At 71.1% G+C, this 14,789-nt stretch carries 16 protein-coding genes and 1 pseudogene; 16 read left to right on the plus strand and 1 reads right to left on the minus strand.

All coding sequences use genetic code 11. The annotated features are described in order from the left end of the window. The first annotated feature begins 77 nt into the window (after window positions 1–77). The 7 genes and pseudogenes from rplU to ACXAHD_RS19140 all read left to right on the plus strand — a co-directional run bounded on the left by rplU (window position 78) and on the right by ACXAHD_RS19140 (window position 3,819). Window positions 78–392, plus strand: coding sequence for a 50S ribosomal protein L21 (gene rplU, locus ACXAHD_RS19110; RefSeq protein ID WP_123602998.1), 315 nt, complete (start codon window positions 78–80; stop codon window positions 390–392). A 9-nt stretch (window positions 393–401) separates the two neighbouring features. Further along, window positions 402–659 (plus strand): 50S ribosomal protein L27, encoded by a 258-nt coding sequence (gene rpmA, locus ACXAHD_RS19115; RefSeq protein WP_123602997.1) that lies wholly within the window; start codon window positions 402–404, stop codon window positions 657–659. Window positions 660–810: 151 nt separating this feature from the next. Then, window positions 811–2,244, plus strand: a complete 1,434-nt coding sequence (gene obgE, locus ACXAHD_RS19120) for a GTPase ObgE (RefSeq protein WP_281551024.1) — start codon at window positions 811–813, stop codon at window positions 2,242–2,244. A 114-nt stretch (window positions 2,245–2,358) separates the two neighbouring features. After that, entirely contained in the window at window positions 2,359–2,820 is a 462-nt protein-coding gene (locus tag ACXAHD_RS19125) for a GNAT family N-acetyltransferase (protein WP_281551023.1), read from the plus strand. 74 nt (window positions 2,821–2,894) lie between these two features. Continuing rightward, window positions 2,895–3,299 (plus strand): hypothetical protein, encoded by a 405-nt coding sequence (locus ACXAHD_RS19130; RefSeq protein ID WP_148083506.1) that lies wholly within the window; start codon window positions 2,895–2,897, stop codon window positions 3,297–3,299. A gap of 234 nt (window positions 3,300–3,533) precedes the next feature. Then, window positions 3,534–3,602: pseudogene (locus ACXAHD_RS19135) on the plus strand (helix-turn-helix domain-containing protein); the annotation flags it as partial. A 13-nt stretch (window positions 3,603–3,615) separates the two neighbouring features. After that, the gene (locus ACXAHD_RS19140) at window positions 3,616–3,819 is read left to right on the plus strand and encodes a hypothetical protein (protein WP_281555820.1); all 204 of its coding nucleotides are present in this window, start codon (window positions 3,616–3,618) and stop codon (window positions 3,817–3,819) included. A gap of 32 nt (window positions 3,820–3,851) precedes the next feature. On the opposite strand, the gene ACXAHD_RS19145 is transcribed toward ACXAHD_RS19140, so the two are convergent. Continuing rightward, on the minus strand, window positions 3,852–4,070 hold the full coding sequence (locus ACXAHD_RS19145; RefSeq protein WP_281551022.1) for a DUF397 domain-containing protein: 219 nt from the start codon (window positions 4,068–4,070) through the stop codon (window positions 3,852–3,854). A gap of 111 nt (window positions 4,071–4,181) precedes the next feature. Between ACXAHD_RS19145 and pepN the strand changes: the two genes are divergently transcribed. The 9 genes from pepN to ACXAHD_RS19190 all read left to right on the plus strand — a co-directional run. Next, window positions 4,182–6,740 carry an aminopeptidase N gene (gene pepN, locus ACXAHD_RS19150; RefSeq protein WP_475052196.1) on the plus strand — a complete coding sequence of 853 codons (2,559 nt, stop codon included), beginning with the start codon at window positions 4,182–4,184 and terminating at the stop codon, window positions 6,738–6,740. A 101-nt stretch (window positions 6,741–6,841) separates the two neighbouring features. Further along, window positions 6,842–7,453, plus strand: a complete 612-nt coding sequence (nadD, locus tag ACXAHD_RS19155; RefSeq protein WP_281551020.1) for a nicotinate-nucleotide adenylyltransferase — start codon at window positions 6,842–6,844, stop codon at window positions 7,451–7,453. 110 nt (window positions 7,454–7,563) lie between these two features. After that, window positions 7,564–7,962 (plus strand): ribosome silencing factor, encoded by a 399-nt coding sequence (gene rsfS, locus ACXAHD_RS19160; RefSeq protein ID WP_281551019.1) that lies wholly within the window; start codon window positions 7,564–7,566, stop codon window positions 7,960–7,962. Further along, complete coding sequence (locus tag ACXAHD_RS19165; RefSeq protein ID WP_281551018.1) at window positions 7,959–8,588, plus strand: histidine phosphatase family protein; 630 nt, start codon at window positions 7,959–7,961, stop codon at window positions 8,586–8,588. Before rsfS ends, ACXAHD_RS19165 begins: the two co-directional genes overlap by 4 nt. 139 nt (window positions 8,589–8,727) lie before the next feature. Beyond that, window positions 8,728–9,603 carry a DegV family protein gene (locus ACXAHD_RS19170; RefSeq protein ID WP_475052186.1) on the plus strand — a complete coding sequence of 292 codons (876 nt, stop codon included), beginning with the start codon at window positions 8,728–8,730 and terminating at the stop codon, window positions 9,601–9,603. A gap of 218 nt (window positions 9,604–9,821) precedes the next feature. Further along, on the plus strand, window positions 9,822–10,595 hold the full coding sequence (locus ACXAHD_RS19175) for a ComEA family DNA-binding protein (RefSeq protein ID WP_475052199.1): 774 nt from the start codon (window positions 9,822–9,824) through the stop codon (window positions 10,593–10,595). Then, window positions 10,592–13,051 carry a ComEC/Rec2 family competence protein gene (locus ACXAHD_RS19180; RefSeq protein ID WP_289213382.1) on the plus strand — a complete coding sequence of 820 codons (2,460 nt, stop codon included), beginning with the start codon at window positions 10,592–10,594 and terminating at the stop codon, window positions 13,049–13,051. The genes ACXAHD_RS19175 and ACXAHD_RS19180 overlap by 4 nt, the downstream gene beginning before the upstream one ends. A gap of 150 nt (window positions 13,052–13,201) precedes the next feature. Next, complete coding sequence (gene holA / locus ACXAHD_RS19185) at window positions 13,202–14,188, plus strand: DNA polymerase III subunit delta (RefSeq protein ID WP_281551015.1); 987 nt, start codon at window positions 13,202–13,204, stop codon at window positions 14,186–14,188. Then, window positions 14,185–14,789 (plus strand): hypothetical protein (locus ACXAHD_RS19190; protein WP_475052192.1); only part of this gene is annotated, 605 nt, incomplete at its 3' end. The genes holA and ACXAHD_RS19190, both read left to right, overlap by 4 nt.

The following is a 14,789-nucleotide window of genomic DNA, read 5'->3' on the forward strand; positions in this document are numbered from 1 at the left end:
CCCACGGCGTAGCCGACGGTCCACCGAGCTGCCACGAACACCATCCGCCAGCGACAAACGACAGGAGTCCGCGTCCGATGTACGCGATCGTCAAGACCGGCGGCAAGCAGTACAAGGTCGCCGAGGGCGACGTGATCGAGGTCGAGAAGATCACCGGTGCCCCCGGTGACGCGGTGACGCTTCCCGCGGTGCTCCTCGTCGATGGCGACGACCTGGTGACCGACGCGACCAAGCTTGCCCAGGTCGCTGTGACCGGCGAGATCGCCGCGCAGACCAAGGGTCCGAAGATCCGGATTCACAAGTTCAAGAACAAGACCGGCTACCACAAGCGCCAGGGTCACCGTCAGCCGCTGACCCAGGTCAAGGTGACCGGCATCTCGAACGGGAAGTAGGCACCAGCCATGGCTCACAAAAAGGGTGCGTCCAGCTCGCGGAACGGCCGTGACTCCCAGGCCAAGCGTCTCGGCGTGAAGCGGTTCGGTGGTCAGGTCGTCAGCGCCGGCGAAATTCTGATCCGTCAGCGCGGCACCAAGTTCCACCCGGGTGACCTGGTCGGCCGGGGTGGCGACGACACGCTGTTCGCGCTGGCTGACGGCTCGGTGCAGTTCGGCACCAAGCGCGGCCGCAAGACGGTCAACATCGTTCCGGCGACGCAGTAGCATCTGCCGTACAGCGCCGCCGCAGGCAGGCGCCCTGGCGTTGCTGGTTGACGCTTGTCGAGCAACCTGACGAGCGGGCTGCGGACCAGAGGTCCCAGCCCGCTTTGTCGTGTCCGCCGGTCCCGCCGGCGGCAATGGAGAGGATAGGGCCGTGACGACCTTCGTCGACCGGGTTGTACTGCATGTGCTGGCGGGGAACGGTGGGCACGGTTGCGTCTCGATCCACCGCGAGAAGTTCAAGCCGTTCGGCGGGCCGGACGGGGGCAACGGTGGGCACGGCGGCAGCGTCACCCTGGTCGTCGACCCTCAGGTGCACACCCTGCTCGACTTCCACTTCCGGCCGCACGCAAAGGCCGAGAACGGCAAGGGCGGGGCCGGTGGCAACCGGGACGGTGCCAAAGGCGCCGACCTGGTGCTCAAGGTGCCGAACGGGACGAGTGTGCAGGGTCTCGACGGCGAGGTGCTGGCCGATCTGGTCGGTGCCGGCACCAGCCTGGAGATCGCCCGGGGCGGCCGGGGTGGCCGGGGCAACGCCGCATTGGCCAGCGCCCGGCGCAAGGCACCCGGCTTCGCCGAGTTGGGTGAGCCGGGCGAGCAGCTTGACGTCGTACTGGAACTCAAGAGCGTCGCCGACGTGGGCCTGGTCGGTTTCCCCTCGGCCGGAAAGTCGTCGCTGATCTCGGTGATCTCGGCGGCCCGGCCGAGGATCGCTGACTACCCCTTCACCACGCTGGTGCCCAACCTCGGGGTGGTCCGGGCCGACGAACACACCTTCACGGTCGCCGACGTACCCGGGCTCATTCCTGGTGCGGCCACCGGCAAGGGCCTCGGTCTGGAGTTCCTGCGGCACATCGAGCGGTGCGCCGTGCTGGCCCACGTGGTGGACACGGCGACTCTGGAACCCGGGCGGGACCCGCTGGCCGACATCGACGCGATCGAGGCGGAGCTGGCCGCCTACGGCGGTCTGGCGGACCGGCCACGGCTGGTGGTGCTCAACAAGATCGACGTACCGGACGGCAGGGCAATGGCCGAGCTGGTCCGGAACGACCTGGTTGCGCGCGGGTTGCGGGCGTTCGAGGTCAGTACGGCGACCCGGGAAGGGCTGCGGGAGCTGACCTACGCCCTGGCGGAACTGGTCGCCGCTGCCCGTGCGGCCGCGCCGGAGCTGGAGCCGACCCGGATCGTGCTGCGGCCGGCGGCCGTCGACGACGCCGGATTCACCGTCGAGCCGGCGGCCGACGGTGCGTACCGGGTTTGGGGATCCCGCCCGGAACGGTGGGTACGGCAGACCAACTTCGACAACGACGAGGCAGTCGGCTTCCTCGCCGATCGGCTGGCCAGGCTGGGCGTGGAGGAGGCGTTGGCCAAGGCGGGCGCCGAGCCGGGCGCGTTGGTGAGGATCGGATCATGGGAGTTCGACTGGCAGCCGAGCCACTTCGCTGACGTCGAGTACGTGCCGAGCTCCCGCGGCACCGATGTCCGGCTGGAGGAGCAGTCGAGCCGGGCCAGCGCCGCGCAGCGGCTGGCGGACCGCAAGGCCCGCCGGCAGCGGCCAGCAGAGGACGACTCGGACGTATCGAGGTAACTGATTGTTACCAAGCGGGTTGGTGGCAGTTGAACGTCGGGTTGTCGGAATCAGGCCTGATCCCGGCCAACTGGACGAAACCTTCGGGAAACGCGCTTTGCCTATCGTGACTGAGTGTTGATCGAGCGCCGTCTGCCTACCGACCCGGAGGTCGCCGCCCTGATCATGACCCAGCAGCGCGAGCTGGCTGAGGCGGAGCGTGCCGGTCGGCCAGTCGATCCGGTCGGGCACCAGGTACACGACGACGCCCGGTACCTGGTGTGCGTGCTGGACGGGCGGGCGGTCGCCTGCGGCGCCGTCCAGGCGTTGGACGCGCAGACCGCCGAGATCAAACGGATGTACGTACGGCCGGCCTACCGGGGTCGGGGTATCGCGCGGCACCTGCTGACCGCGTTGGAAGAGTCGGCGTACGCCGCCGGCCACACCATCTTCCGGCTGGAGACCGGCAGCTACCTGCCGGTGGCCATGCACCTGTACGCCTCGGCGGGCTACGCCCGGATCCCGGTCTACGGCGAGTACGTCGGTAATCCGTACAGCGTCTGCTTTGAGAAACGGGTTCCGGTCGCCGCGGCCTGACTGTCCTGGCTCATGGTGCCCGGCGACGCGGGCGGGGTGGCCGAACCCGGGCGAATGGTGGACGATGTCGGGTCATGAGCGATTCGCCGGTTCTGGACAGTCCCGAGGCTATCGATGCTCATCTCGCCGCCGCTATCGAGCGGTGGGAGCGGGGGCGGCGCGGGGTGCGGTTCGTTCTCTGCGACGAGGAGGACCGTGTACAGGTCCACTGCCCGGTCGACGACCTGCCGGCGCGGCTCGACCCGGACGACTGCGCCCAGGCGGTCGGGATCTTCGCCAACGCGCTCGCGGAGCGGGCGGGTGACGGCTCGATGCTGGTGGTGCTCACCCGGTCCGGATCGAGCGCGGTCAGCGACCCGGACCGGCTCTGGTTCCACACCGCGTACCAGGTGTGCGGTCAGGCCGGCGTGCGGCTGCTCGGCGTACACCTGGTGACGCCGACGGACCAGCGGCGCATCCTGCTCGACGACGCGCTGTAGTCCTGGTCATCCTGCACCTACGGGTGCGCCCCTGGTCCGGCCATGTCAAAGATTAGCGACATCATGTTCCGTCTCCTTTACCTTAGTGATGTCAAGTCGTACGAGGAGAAGGGCACCTGGGCGTTCCTGGTGACCACCCTGGGGATCGTCGCGTACCACCGGGGGTGGTGAAGCGTGGGCAGACCGACCAGGGTGACCAACTCGATCCGGGCCCTGCGCTTTGCCAACGGGGAGATGACCCAGGCCGAGCTGGCCAGACGGCTCGGCGTCACCCGACAGACCGTCATCGCCATCGAGCAGGGGAAGTACTCGCCGTTTGACGGTCCCGCGGCCCGAGGTGGCGATCGGCGTCGCGCGGCTGTCCTACACGGACGCCTGGCACCTGGCCGAGCCGCTGTTCTGCGGGGCGGTCGGGCCGGACCCGGACAGCGAGACCTGTGTCGACGTACTCGAACATCCCGGCTTCCACCGCGCGGCCGGGATCAACGCGTTGAGCTGGGGTGGCGGCGACCCGGGGTAGACCGTGCGTCCCAGGCCGCCGCGACCACCGGGTCACTCCAGGTCGAACTCGCCGTCCTGGGCGCCGGCGACGAACGCGTCCCACTCGGCCTGGGTGAAGACCAGGATCGGCCCGTCCGGCTCGGCCGAGTTGCGCATCCCGATCAGGTCGTCGACGAACGCGATCTCGACCGCGCCCTCGGAGTCGTCACCTTCGGCCCGCTGCCACACCGCACGGGACAGGTCGAAATCGCCCTTGGGGTGCTGCGCCATCGTCGACTCCTTCTGCACGGGAACACACGCGGGATTTGTCAGGCGGTACACGCCCGGTTACCGGCACAGGCTAGCCGCCGCCGGTTGCACGATGTGCGGCAGGATGGTCGGATGCCGAGCCTGACCCGCGCCGAGGCCGTCGAACGCGCCGCGACGATCACCGTCGAGTCGTACACCATCGACCTCGATCTGACCGCCGGTGACACCGAGTTCGGGTCGACCAGTGTGATCGAGTTCCGGGCCACGCCGGGAGCAGCGACCTTCGTCGAGGTCGCTGCGGTGAAGCTGACGCGGGTACGGCTCAACGAGGTCGATCTTGATCCGACGACGCTCGACGACAACCGGTTCCCGCTGACCGGGCTGGCCGGACACAACACGCTGACTGTCGAGTCCCGGATGGCGTACTCGAACTCGGGGCAGGGGCTGCACCGCTTCGTGGACCCCGCCGACGGCGATACGTACCTGTACGCCATGTCGTTCCTGGACGACGCGCCGCGCATCTTCGCCTGCTTCGACCAGCCCGACCTGAAGGCATCGGTACGGCTGCGGGTCACCGCGCCACCGCAGTGGACGGTGGCCGGTAACGGCCAGCCGGTCGGCGCGCCGGTGGACGGCCGGTGGGATTTCGCGCCGACGGCGCCGCTGGCAACGTACTTCGTGACCCTGATCGCCGGGCCGTACCACGCCCGCCACGCCGAGCACGACGGGGTCCCACTGTCGCTGTACTGCCGACGTTCGCTCGCCGCGCACCTGGACGCCGACGCCGAGGAGATCTTCACGATCACCCGGCAGTGCCTGGACCGGTTCCACGAACTGTTCGACGTGCGGTACCCGTTCGGCGGCTACGGCCAGGCGTTCGTGCCCGAGTTCAACGCCGGCGCGATGGAGAACCCGGGCCTGGTGACCTTCCGCGACGACCACATCTTCCGGTCGGCGGTCACCGACAGCGAACGCGAGCGGCGGGCCACCACGATCGCCCACGAGATGGCCCACATGTGGTTCGGCGACCTGGTGACCATGCGGTGGTGGGACGACCTGTGGCTCAACGAATCGTTCGCCGAGTACCTCGGGGTGCGGGTGACCGCCGAGGCGACCCGGTTCACCGACGCCTGGACGACGTTCGGCATTCTCTACAAATCCTGGGGGTACGCAGCGGACCAGCGTCCGTCGACCCATCCGGTGGCGCCGGAGGAGGTCGCGGACGCCGAGCGGGCGTTGCTCAACTTCGACGGCATCTCGTACGCCAAGGGCGCGTCGGTGCTGCGCCAGTTGGTGGCCTGGCTGGGCGACGAACCGTTCCTGGCCGGGCTGCGGGCACATTTCGCCGCCCACCGGTTCGACAACGCTACGCTGGCCGACCTGCTCGACGCGTTGACCAAGGCGAGTGGCCGCGACCTGTCCGGCTGGGCGACGCGGTGGCTGCGGCAGGCGCAGGTGAACACGATCCGGGCCGAGACGATCGTCGACGAGACCGGCCGCTACCGGGAGGTCGCCCTGGTGCAGACCGCGCCGCAGCCCTATCCGGTGCTGCGTCCGCACCGGATCGGACTGGGGTTGTTCGATGCCGAGGCGACCGGGGACCGGCGGAGATCGGTGCGGCGGCGCCGGCTGGCGGTGGACCTGGCCCCGGACGTCGACGGCGGACGTACCCTGGTGCCGGCGTTGGTCGGTGAGCCGGCGGCCGACCTACTGCTGGTCAACGACGGTGACCTCACGTACGCCAAGGTGCGGCTCGACCCGGCCTCGTCGGCCGCGCTGCCGGCGATGCTGCCCGGAATGACCGATCCGTTGGCCCGTGCTGTGTCGTGGACGGCGACCCTGGACGCGGTACGTGACGCCCAGCAGCCGGTGGCCGACCTGGCGGCGCTGATCGAGCTGGCCCTGCCGGCCGAGACCGTGGTGGTCGTCGTCGAGGACGTGCTGCGGCTGAGCCGGTCGGTGATCGACCGGTACGCGCACCCGGTGGACCGTCCGGTGCTGCGGTCCCGGCTCGGCACCGCCTGCACCCGGCTGCTGGCCGCAGCCGGGTCCGGCACATCGGTCCAGTTGGCCGCGGCCCGGGGGGCGATCACCGCCAGCGGGGACGTCGACTGGTTGCGGGGGTGGTTGGCGGGGTGGGCGGTGCCCGCCGGGCTGACGGTCGACGCCGACCTGCGTTGGTTGCTGCTCTACCGGCTGGCGGCGTGCGGCGGCGTCGGCACGACCGAGATCGCCGACGAGGCCGGCCGGGACCGCAGCGCGGCCGGTGAGCAGTGGGCCGCGAAGTGCCGTGCGGCGGTGCCGGACCCGGCCGGCAAGGAGCGTGCCTGGCAGGCGATCGTGACCGACACCAGCCTGTCCAACCGTCTCGTCGAGGCGTACGCCGAAGGGTTCTGGCAGCCGGAACAGACCGAGCTGACGGCGCCGTACGTGGACCGGTACTTCGCCGATCTGCCGGCGGCGACCCGGCGCCGCGCGGCGTGGCTCGCCGACCGGGTGGCGGAGACGGCCTTCCCGCAGTTCGCGGTGAGCGAGCGGACCCGGGCGGCGGCAACCGCGATGCTCGCCCGCGACGATCTGACCGCCGGGCTACGTCGGGTGGTCACCGACGCCACCGATGAACTGGACCGGGCGTTGGCCGCTCGACGTCGGTACGCGTCCAGAGCCGGTGCCGGTGCCGGACCGGCGTAGGCGGTGATCGCCGGAGGCGCAAAGCGGGAGCAGGCCCCCGAAAGTGTTGCCTACGCCACGCGACAGCCCGGCTGGGTAGATCATCGGCATACGATTCGTCGATGGACGATGGCATCCGTCGGGTCGGCATTATGGGCGGCACCTTCGATCCGATCCACCAGGGTCACCTGGTCGCGGCGAGCGAGGTGGCCGAGCGCTTCGCGCTCGACGAGGTGGTCTTCGTGCCGACCGGGGATCCGTGGGAGAAGGCTGGGCTGACGGTCACCCCGGCTGAGGACCGGTACCTGATGACCGTGATCGCGACCGCGTCGAACCCGACGTTCCAGGTGAGTCGGGCGGACATCGACCGGCTTGGCCCGACCTACACCGTCGACACGCTGCGCGACCTGCACTCGGTGTACGGGCCGAAGACGCAGCTGTTCTTCATCACCGGCGCGGATGCCCTGGAGAAGATCCTGTCCTGGAAGGACACGGACGCGATGTTCGAGTTGGCCCACTTCATCGGGGTGACCCGGCCGGGGTTCGAGTTGTCCGACGCGCACCTGCCGGCCGACACGGTGTCCCTGGTCGAGGTGCCGGCGATGGCGATCTCGTCAACCGAGTGCCGGGCGCGGGTGGCTGCCGGCAAGCCGCTGTGGTACCTCGTGCCGGACGGGGTGGTGCAGTACATCGCCAAACGTCGGCTGTACGAGACGGAATCTTCGGGTGAATGACCCCCTGCTGTCACAATATAGGTAATATATCCGTATTTTCTGGCTGGGCGAGTGTGAGAGGCTAGAGCAGCGAAGCTGTCTAGCTGAAGGAGTGTTGTCGAGGTGATCCGATGAGCGCCTCAGAGCGCGCGCGGGAGATGGCCCTGACGGCCGCCCAGGCCGCCGCCGACAAGAAGGCGCAGGACATCGTCGTCATCGACGTGGCCGACCGAATGGCGATCACCGACGCCTTCGTGCTCGCCTCCGCGCCCAACGAGCGCCAGGTGCTGGCGGTCGTCGACGCCATCGAGGAGAGCCTGGTCCGGCTGCCGGAGAAGGCCAAGCCGATCCGGCGTGAAGGCGACCGTGCCGGCCGGTGGGTGCTGCTCGACTTCAACGACATCGTGGTGCACGTCCAGCACACCGAGGAGCGCGAGTTCTACGCCCTCGACCGGCTCTGGAAGGACTGTCCGGTCATCCCGTTCGTCGACCGTGACCTGGTCGAGGCCGAAGCCGGGGCCACCGAGTGACCCGGTTGATCGTCTGGCGGCACGGCAACACCGACTGGAACGCCGCCGACCGGGTGCAGGGCCAGACCGACACCGCCCTCAACGACCTCGGCCGGGCCCAGGCCACCGCCGCCGCGCCGCTGATCGCGGCGCTACGACCGGACGCGATCGTCGCCAGCGATCTCCAGCGGGCAGCCGACACCGCGGCGGCCCTGGCGGCACTCACCGGCCTTCCGGTCCGTTCCGACCCCCGGCTGCGGGAGCGGCAGTACGGGCTCTGGCAAGGGCTCACCATGCCGACCATCGCGGAACGGTTCCCCGCCGAGCACGCCCGCTGGCGGGCCGGCGATCCGTCGCCCGGCTGCGCTGTGGAGAGCCTCGACGACCTTGGCAAACGGGTCGGGGAGGCGTTGCAGGACGCGGCTGACGCGATGCCAGGCGGGACTGTGGTGATCGCCACCCACGGCGGGGCGGCCCGGCAGGGCTGTGGCCATCTGCTCGGCTGGGGGGTGCCGGTGCTGCGTACCGTCGCGCCGCTGCAGAACTGCCACTGGACCGAGCTACGGTACGACGAGTCGCGGGGCTGGCAACTGCGGGCACACAACGTCGGGGTGAGCAGCACCCGGGACATCCCCGCCCCGGTCTGACCCGGCAGCCGGTCCGACCCGATCGCCGGCTTGATCCGACAACCGGTCCGACCTGATCGCCGGCTGGATCCGATAGCCGGTCCGACCCCACAGGTGGCCTGGCCCGGCACGATTGCCGATGATCAGCTAGCGTGCCGGCATGTCCGTCGCGGTCGTGACCGACTCCACCGCCTACCTGCCGGCCGATCTGGCGCAGCGGCACCACCTCACGGTGGTGCCGCTGACCGTGCTGGTCGACGGCGTCGAACGTCGGGAAGGCCTCGATCTGACCCCGACCGAGGTGGCCCACGCGTTGACCGTGCGGCGCTCGACGGTCAGCACCTCGCGACCCGCGCCCGAGCAGTTCGCCGAGACGTACCGGCGACTGCTGGGCACCGGCAGCTCCGGGGTCGTGTCGGTGCACCTGTCGGCCGGGCTGTCCGGCACGGTCGCGGCCGCCGAACTGGCCGCCCGGCAGACCGGCCCGGACCGGGTCGCGGTGGTGGACAGCGGCTCGACCGGCATGGGGCTGGGCTTCCCGGCGCTCGCCGCGGCGACGGTGGCGGCCACCGGGGGTGACCTGGCCGAGGTCAGCGCCGCCGCGACCGCTGCAGCGGCCCGCACCCGAACGTTTTTCTACGTCGACACGTTGGAGCATCTGCGGCGCGGTGGTCGGATCACGGCAGCATCCGCGCTGCTCGGTACGGCGCTGGCGGTCAAGCCGATCCTGCACGTGCCGGACGGGCACATCGTGCTGCGCGACAAGGTACGTACCGCCGCCCGTGCCCTGGCCAAGCTGGTCGACCTCGCCTGTCTCGCGGCCGGCGACGCCTCGCGGGTCGACGTCGCCGTGCACCACCTCGACGATCCGGACCGGGCCGCCGCCCTGTGTGCCGAACTGACCTCCCGGCTGGGCGACCGGCTCCAGGACGTTCACGTGACGCAGATCGGGGCGGTGGTGACCGCACACGCCGGCCCCGGTCTGCTCTCGGTCGTGGTGCACCGGCGGGCGGGCTCCCTGACCGCCGGCCCATAGCAAGATCCGGGTCTGGTACGGGGCACTGTCCACAACACGCCGGTCGTCCACAGCCCTGCCCGCAGTCCGGTCCACCGTCCTGGCCGGCGGCCTAGCTTCTGCACGTGATCGACGACGACACCGTCCAGCGTCGGCTGGCCCGGCTGACCCGCGCCGACGGCGGCCTACTGACCCGCGCCGACGGCGGCCTACTGACCCGCGCCGACGGCGACCTACGGGTGCTGGTAGACCCCGTCCGTTCGTCCGTCCGCGACCTCGATGACCCGGCCGGATCGGGCGACCCGATCGATGGCGATGACCCGGCCTTCTCTGGGGCGACCGCCCGGCTGCCCGCCTTCGACCCTGGCCGGCGGGGGGTGCGGGCGCTCGCCGCCGTGGCTGTCGTGGTGGTAGCCGGCGCCGCGCTGCTCGCCTGGCGGGCACGACCCCAGGTCGAGCCGGTGCCGTCCGCCGACGGCGCCTCGGCCCAGGGCGCCCCGGTGTCGGCCGTCGCCGCCGGCCCGAGTCCTGAGGGCCGCCCCGCTGCGGCAGGACCTGGGACGACCGGCACCGGCGGGCCGACACAGCTGATCGTCGCGGTGACCGGCCGGGTCCACCGGCCAGGCCTGGTGACCCTGCCGGCAGGTGCCCGGGTGGCCGATGCCCTGGAAGCAGCCGGTGGCGCACTGCCCGACACCGACATCGCCTGGCTCAATCTGGCCCGCCCGGTCCAGGACGGCGAGCTCGTCGTGGTCGGGGTCACACCTCCGCCGGGAGCCGAGACTGGACCTGCCCCGCTCGCCGGCCAGCCGGGCGAGACCGGCAAGGTCGACCTGAACGCCGCCAGCCAGCAGCAGTTGGAGACGCTGCCGGGAGTCGGCCCGGTGCTCGCCCAGCGGATCATCGACCATCGCGAGCGGGTGGGTGGGTTCGCGTCCGTCAACGACCTGCGCAAGGTCAGCGGCATCGGCGACGCGCGGTTCGACCAACTGCGTGAGCTGGTGACAGTGTGAAGGCTTCCGGCGGTGACCGGGTCGGGCCGCCTGATCTGCGGCTGGCCGGGTTCGCGGTGGCCTGCTGGCTGGCAGCCTTCGCCGTGGTGTACGGCACGGCCGTACTGGCGGTGGCACTGGTCAGCGGTGGCGTGACGCTGGTCGGTCTGCTCGGCGTCTACCTGACCAGAGGTACGGGCACCGGCCGCAGCCGCGCTGCCAGGCCGCCCGGCGGTTACGCCGACCTGCCCCGGCTGACCAGGTGGATCCACGCGTACGGCTGGCTGGCCATGGCGGTGGTGCTCGGCGTCGTCTGCGGTGCCGCCGCTGCCGGCGCGCGGGTGGCGGCGCGGGACGCCGGGCCGCTCGCGGCGCTGGTCGACGACCGTGCGGCGGTCGCCGCGGAGCTGGTGATCCGGGACGATCCTCGACGGGTCAGGTCGGCGGTGGCCGGACCGCCGCTGTGGCTGGTACCGGTCCGGCTGGCCAGCCTGTCCGGCTCGCCGGCCGTCGGGTCCGACCACGGCGTCGCCGGCCGGCTGGTCGGTCCGGTGCGGTTGCTCGTCCTCGGCACCAGCAACGCCTGGGACGGGCTGCTGCCCGGGCAGCGGGTGCGGGTCGCCGGCCGGTTGGCGCCACCGCGCGGTGGTGATCTGACCGCAGCAGTGCTGTCCACCGGGGAAGATCCGACGCCGGTCGGGTCCTCGAGCTGGGCGCAGCGGGCGGCCGGTGTCCTGCGGTCGGGCCTGCAGCGCGCCTGCGAGCCGTTGCCAGACCAGCCCGGTGGCCTGTTGCCCGGTCTCGTCGTCGGCGACACCAGCCGGCTGGATCCTGCGGTGGAGGAGGACTTCCGGGCCACCGGGCTGACCCATCTCGTCGCGGTGAGTGGGTCCAACGTCGCGGTCGTCGTCGGGTTCGTCCTGCTCGGGATGCGCTGGTGTCGGGCTGGTCCCGGCCTGACAGCGGTCGCGTGCGCCGTGGCGCTGGTCGGCTTCGTGATCCTGGCCCGTCCCTCGCCCAGCGTGGTACGGGCCGGGGTGATGGGTGCGGTCGGGCTGCTCGCGCTGGCGACCGGACGTCGGCGGGCGGCGTTGCCGGCGCTCGGTGCGACCGTGGCCGTCCTGGTCGTGGTCGATCCGGAGCTGGCCTCGGACGCGGGTTTCGCCCTGTCCGTACTGGCGACCGGTGGTCTGCTGCTGTTCGCACCCGGCTGGCGGGACGCGATGGTGGCCCGTGGTGTACCCGCTCCGCTGGCGGACGCGTTGGCGATCCCGGCGGCGGCGCAGCTGGCCTGCACCCCGGTCGTCGCCGGCCTATCCGGACTGATCAGCCTGGTCGCGGTCCCCGCCAACCTGCTCGTGGTGCCGGCGATCGCCCCGGCGACGGTGCTCGGGGTGGCGACAGCCGTCGTCTCACCGGTCTGGCCGGGCGGTGCCGAACTGCTCGCCTGGCTCGGTCACTGGCCGGCCTGGTGGCTGGTGACGGTGGCCCGGTACGGGGCGCGGGTTCCCGCGGGTTCGCTGCCGTGGCCGGACGGGGCGTTCGGTGCGCTCTCTCTTGCCGCGTTGACGGTCGTCGTGCTGCTCCTGGCCCGTCACGGGTTCACTCGTCGAGTGCTGGCGGTCATAGCGGTCGGAGCCGTGGTCGGGGCCCTGCCGGTGCGGCTCGCCGCGTCGGGCTGGCCACCGGATGGCTGGGTGGTCGCGGTCTGTGCGGTGGGTCAGGGGGACGTGGTGGTGCTACCCGCCGGTGCCCGGTCCGCTGTGGTCGTCGACGCCGGACCGGACCCGGCTGCTGCCGACCGGTGCCTGCGCCGTCTCGGCATCAGCCGGGTGCCGCTGTTGGTGATCAGTCATTTCCACGCCGACCATGTCGCTGGCGTCGATGGTGTCCTGCGGCACCGTCTGGTCTCGGCGGTGGCGACCACCGGGTGGCCGGAGCCGGCTGCCGGCCGGGACGCGGTGCAGTTGGCGGCGGCGGCCCGAGGCGTCGCGGTCGGACCGGTTCCGCCCGGCTGGAGTTACCGTCGTGACCAGGTCGAGTTGATGGTGCTCGGTCCGACCGAGCCGTTCATCGGGACCAGGTCCGATCCGAACAACAACTCGCTGATGCTGCTGGCTGTCGTGGACGGAGTACGGATCCTGCTGACCGGTGACGCCGAGCACGCCGCGCAGGAAGCGTTGCTGGACCGGTTCGGGGCGGCCGGACTGCGGGCGGACGTGCTCAAGGTCGCCCACCACGGGTCGGCCTTCCAGGACGTCGGCTTCCTGGACGCGGTGGCTCCTGCGGTCGCGGTGGTGCCGGTCGGTGCCGACAACCGCTACGGGCATCCGGATCCCGGAGTGCTCGCCCGGCTGTCGGCACGGGGAGCGCGGGTGCTGCGCACCGATGTCGACGGTGATCTCGCGGTGGTACGGCGTGCCGGCGGGCTCGCGGTCTCCCACCAGAGAGCTGACATCAACTCCCGTACCGGCTGATCCGGGTGGGACGGAAGACCGCAGTCAACTGCGGTGTTCCGGTGCTGTTCGTGACAGCTCGCTGGCAAATGTCCCTATTATCGGAGCGTGATCGAACAACTACTCTGCGAGAAATTGGGGGTTGATCTCGGTGGTACGACCCGTGCGACTATGGCGGGCGTGAAAATTGCCGCCCCGCCCGCCGTGGTACTCGTGCTCGGGGACGAGGAACTTCTGGTCACTCGGGCTGTGACGGAAGCCGTCCAGGCTGCCCGGGCCACCGATCCCGACGCCGACGTACGGGAGTACGAGGCGGGCGCGGTCAGTGCCGGCGAGGTCGCCGAGATGCTCAGCCCGTCCCTGTTCGGCGGTCGGCGACTGCTCGTGCTGCGCAGTGGCCAGGACGCCCGCAAGGACCTGACCGCCGCGTTGCTCGGGTACGCGAAGCAACCCGATCCGGACGTGACGCTGCTGGTCACCCACGCGGGCGGCGCCAAAGGGAAGGCCTTCGCCGACGGGCTGCGGTCGGCCGGGGCGACCGTGGTGCCGGCGGCCAAGCTCAAGGGGCACCGGGAACGGGTCGCCTTCGTCCGAGACGAGTTCCGCCGCGCCGGCGGCCGGTGCACCGACGACGCCGCCGAGACACTACTCGCCGCCGTCGGCAACGACCTGCGAGAGCTGTCCGCGGCCTGCGCCCAACTGCTGGCGGACACGGGCGGCAGGGTCGACGCGGCGACCGTGGCCCGGTACTACCGGGGTCGCGCCGAAGTGAGTGGATTCACCGTGGCGGACGCGGCGATCATCGGCGACGTGTCGGGAGCCCTGGAAGCACTGCGGTGGGCCCTGCACGTCGGAGTCGATCCGGTGCCGATCGCCGACGCGATCGCCGACGGCATCCGTACCGTGGCCCGGGTCGCGTCCGCCGGTCGGGGGAGCCCGTACCAGTTGGCGAGCAGTCTCGGCATGCCCGCGTGGAAGATCGAGCGTGCGCAACGGCAGAGCCGGGGCTGGAGCGCGGAAGGCCTGGTTGATGCCATGCACGCGGCGGCGCGGTGCAACGCCGATGTCAAGGGCGGGTCGGACGACCGGGACTACGCACTGGAGCGGGCCGTTGTCGCGGTCGCGCAGGCCCGGCGCAGCGGTGGTGATCAGCGGTGAGCGGCCGCGACCATCGGGATCCGCGTGACCATTTGGACCCGGCCGACGAGCAGGACGCCATCGAGGACGAGTTCCAACCGGTCTACGCCCGGGCGCTACGGCTCCGGTACGTGCAGCCCAGCGGGCTGACCTGTCTGGCCTTCTTCGAGGGCAGCTTCGTGCTGGGTGGGCTGCTCGCCCTGGCGGAACTCATTCCCTGGTGGGGCATGCTGGTCCTGCCGGTCGCGGTGGCCGTCATGGTAAAGATCAACGATTTGGTCGCCGGTGCGGTCGAGCGGTCGGCGGAGCTGGTCCCCGAGCGGGAACAGGAGATATTCCGTCGTGAGGTGGTCTTGGCGGCCGGGCAGCCCGTACGGTCGGTGACCGGTACCCGGACCGGATCGGCGTTTCCGGCTGGCGGCACCGGCCCCGGTATCCAGACCGGCCCCGGTATCCGGATCAGGCGGATCGGTGGCGCCCACGTCGAGGCGACAGCCGCGACGGCTACTGCGTCAGCGGCGACCTGTGCGGCCCTCGCGGCTCCGACCGGCTTCCTTTCAACCTTCGGAAACCAACCCCCCCCCTCCGCTGCGCTTTTCGCGATAAAAGTGCTGTTGCACGT

The organism is Micromonospora sp. ABR4_055, from assembly GCF_056160425.1.

Bases quoted from the DNA above. Each gene is read 5' to 3' on its own strand.
- pepN (WP_475052196.1), top strand. From the start codon at position 4,182: ATGCCGAGCCTGACCCGCGCCGAGGCCGTCGAACGCGCCGCGACGATC.
- ACXAHD_RS19170 (WP_475052186.1), top strand. From the start codon at position 8,728: ATGTCCGTCGCGGTCGTGACCGACTCCACCGCCTACCTGCCGGCCGAT.
- rpmA (WP_123602997.1), top strand. From the start codon at position 402: ATGGCTCACAAAAAGGGTGCGTCCAGCTCGCGGAACGGCCGTGACTCC.
- rsfS (WP_281551019.1), top strand. From the start codon at position 7,564: ATGAGCGCCTCAGAGCGCGCGCGGGAGATGGCCCTGACGGCCGCCCAG.
- ACXAHD_RS19130 (WP_148083506.1), top strand. From the start codon at position 2,895: ATGAGCGATTCGCCGGTTCTGGACAGTCCCGAGGCTATCGATGCTCAT.
- ACXAHD_RS19145 (WP_281551022.1), bottom strand. From the start codon at position 4,070: ATGGCGCAGCACCCCAAGGGCGATTTCGACCTGTCCCGTGCGGTGTGG.
- holA (WP_281551015.1), top strand. From the start codon at position 13,202: ATGGCGGGCGTGAAAATTGCCGCCCCGCCCGCCGTGGTACTCGTGCTC.
- nadD (WP_281551020.1), top strand. From the start codon at position 6,842: ATGGACGATGGCATCCGTCGGGTCGGCATTATGGGCGGCACCTTCGAT.
- rplU (WP_123602998.1), top strand. From the start codon at position 78: ATGTACGCGATCGTCAAGACCGGCGGCAAGCAGTACAAGGTCGCCGAG.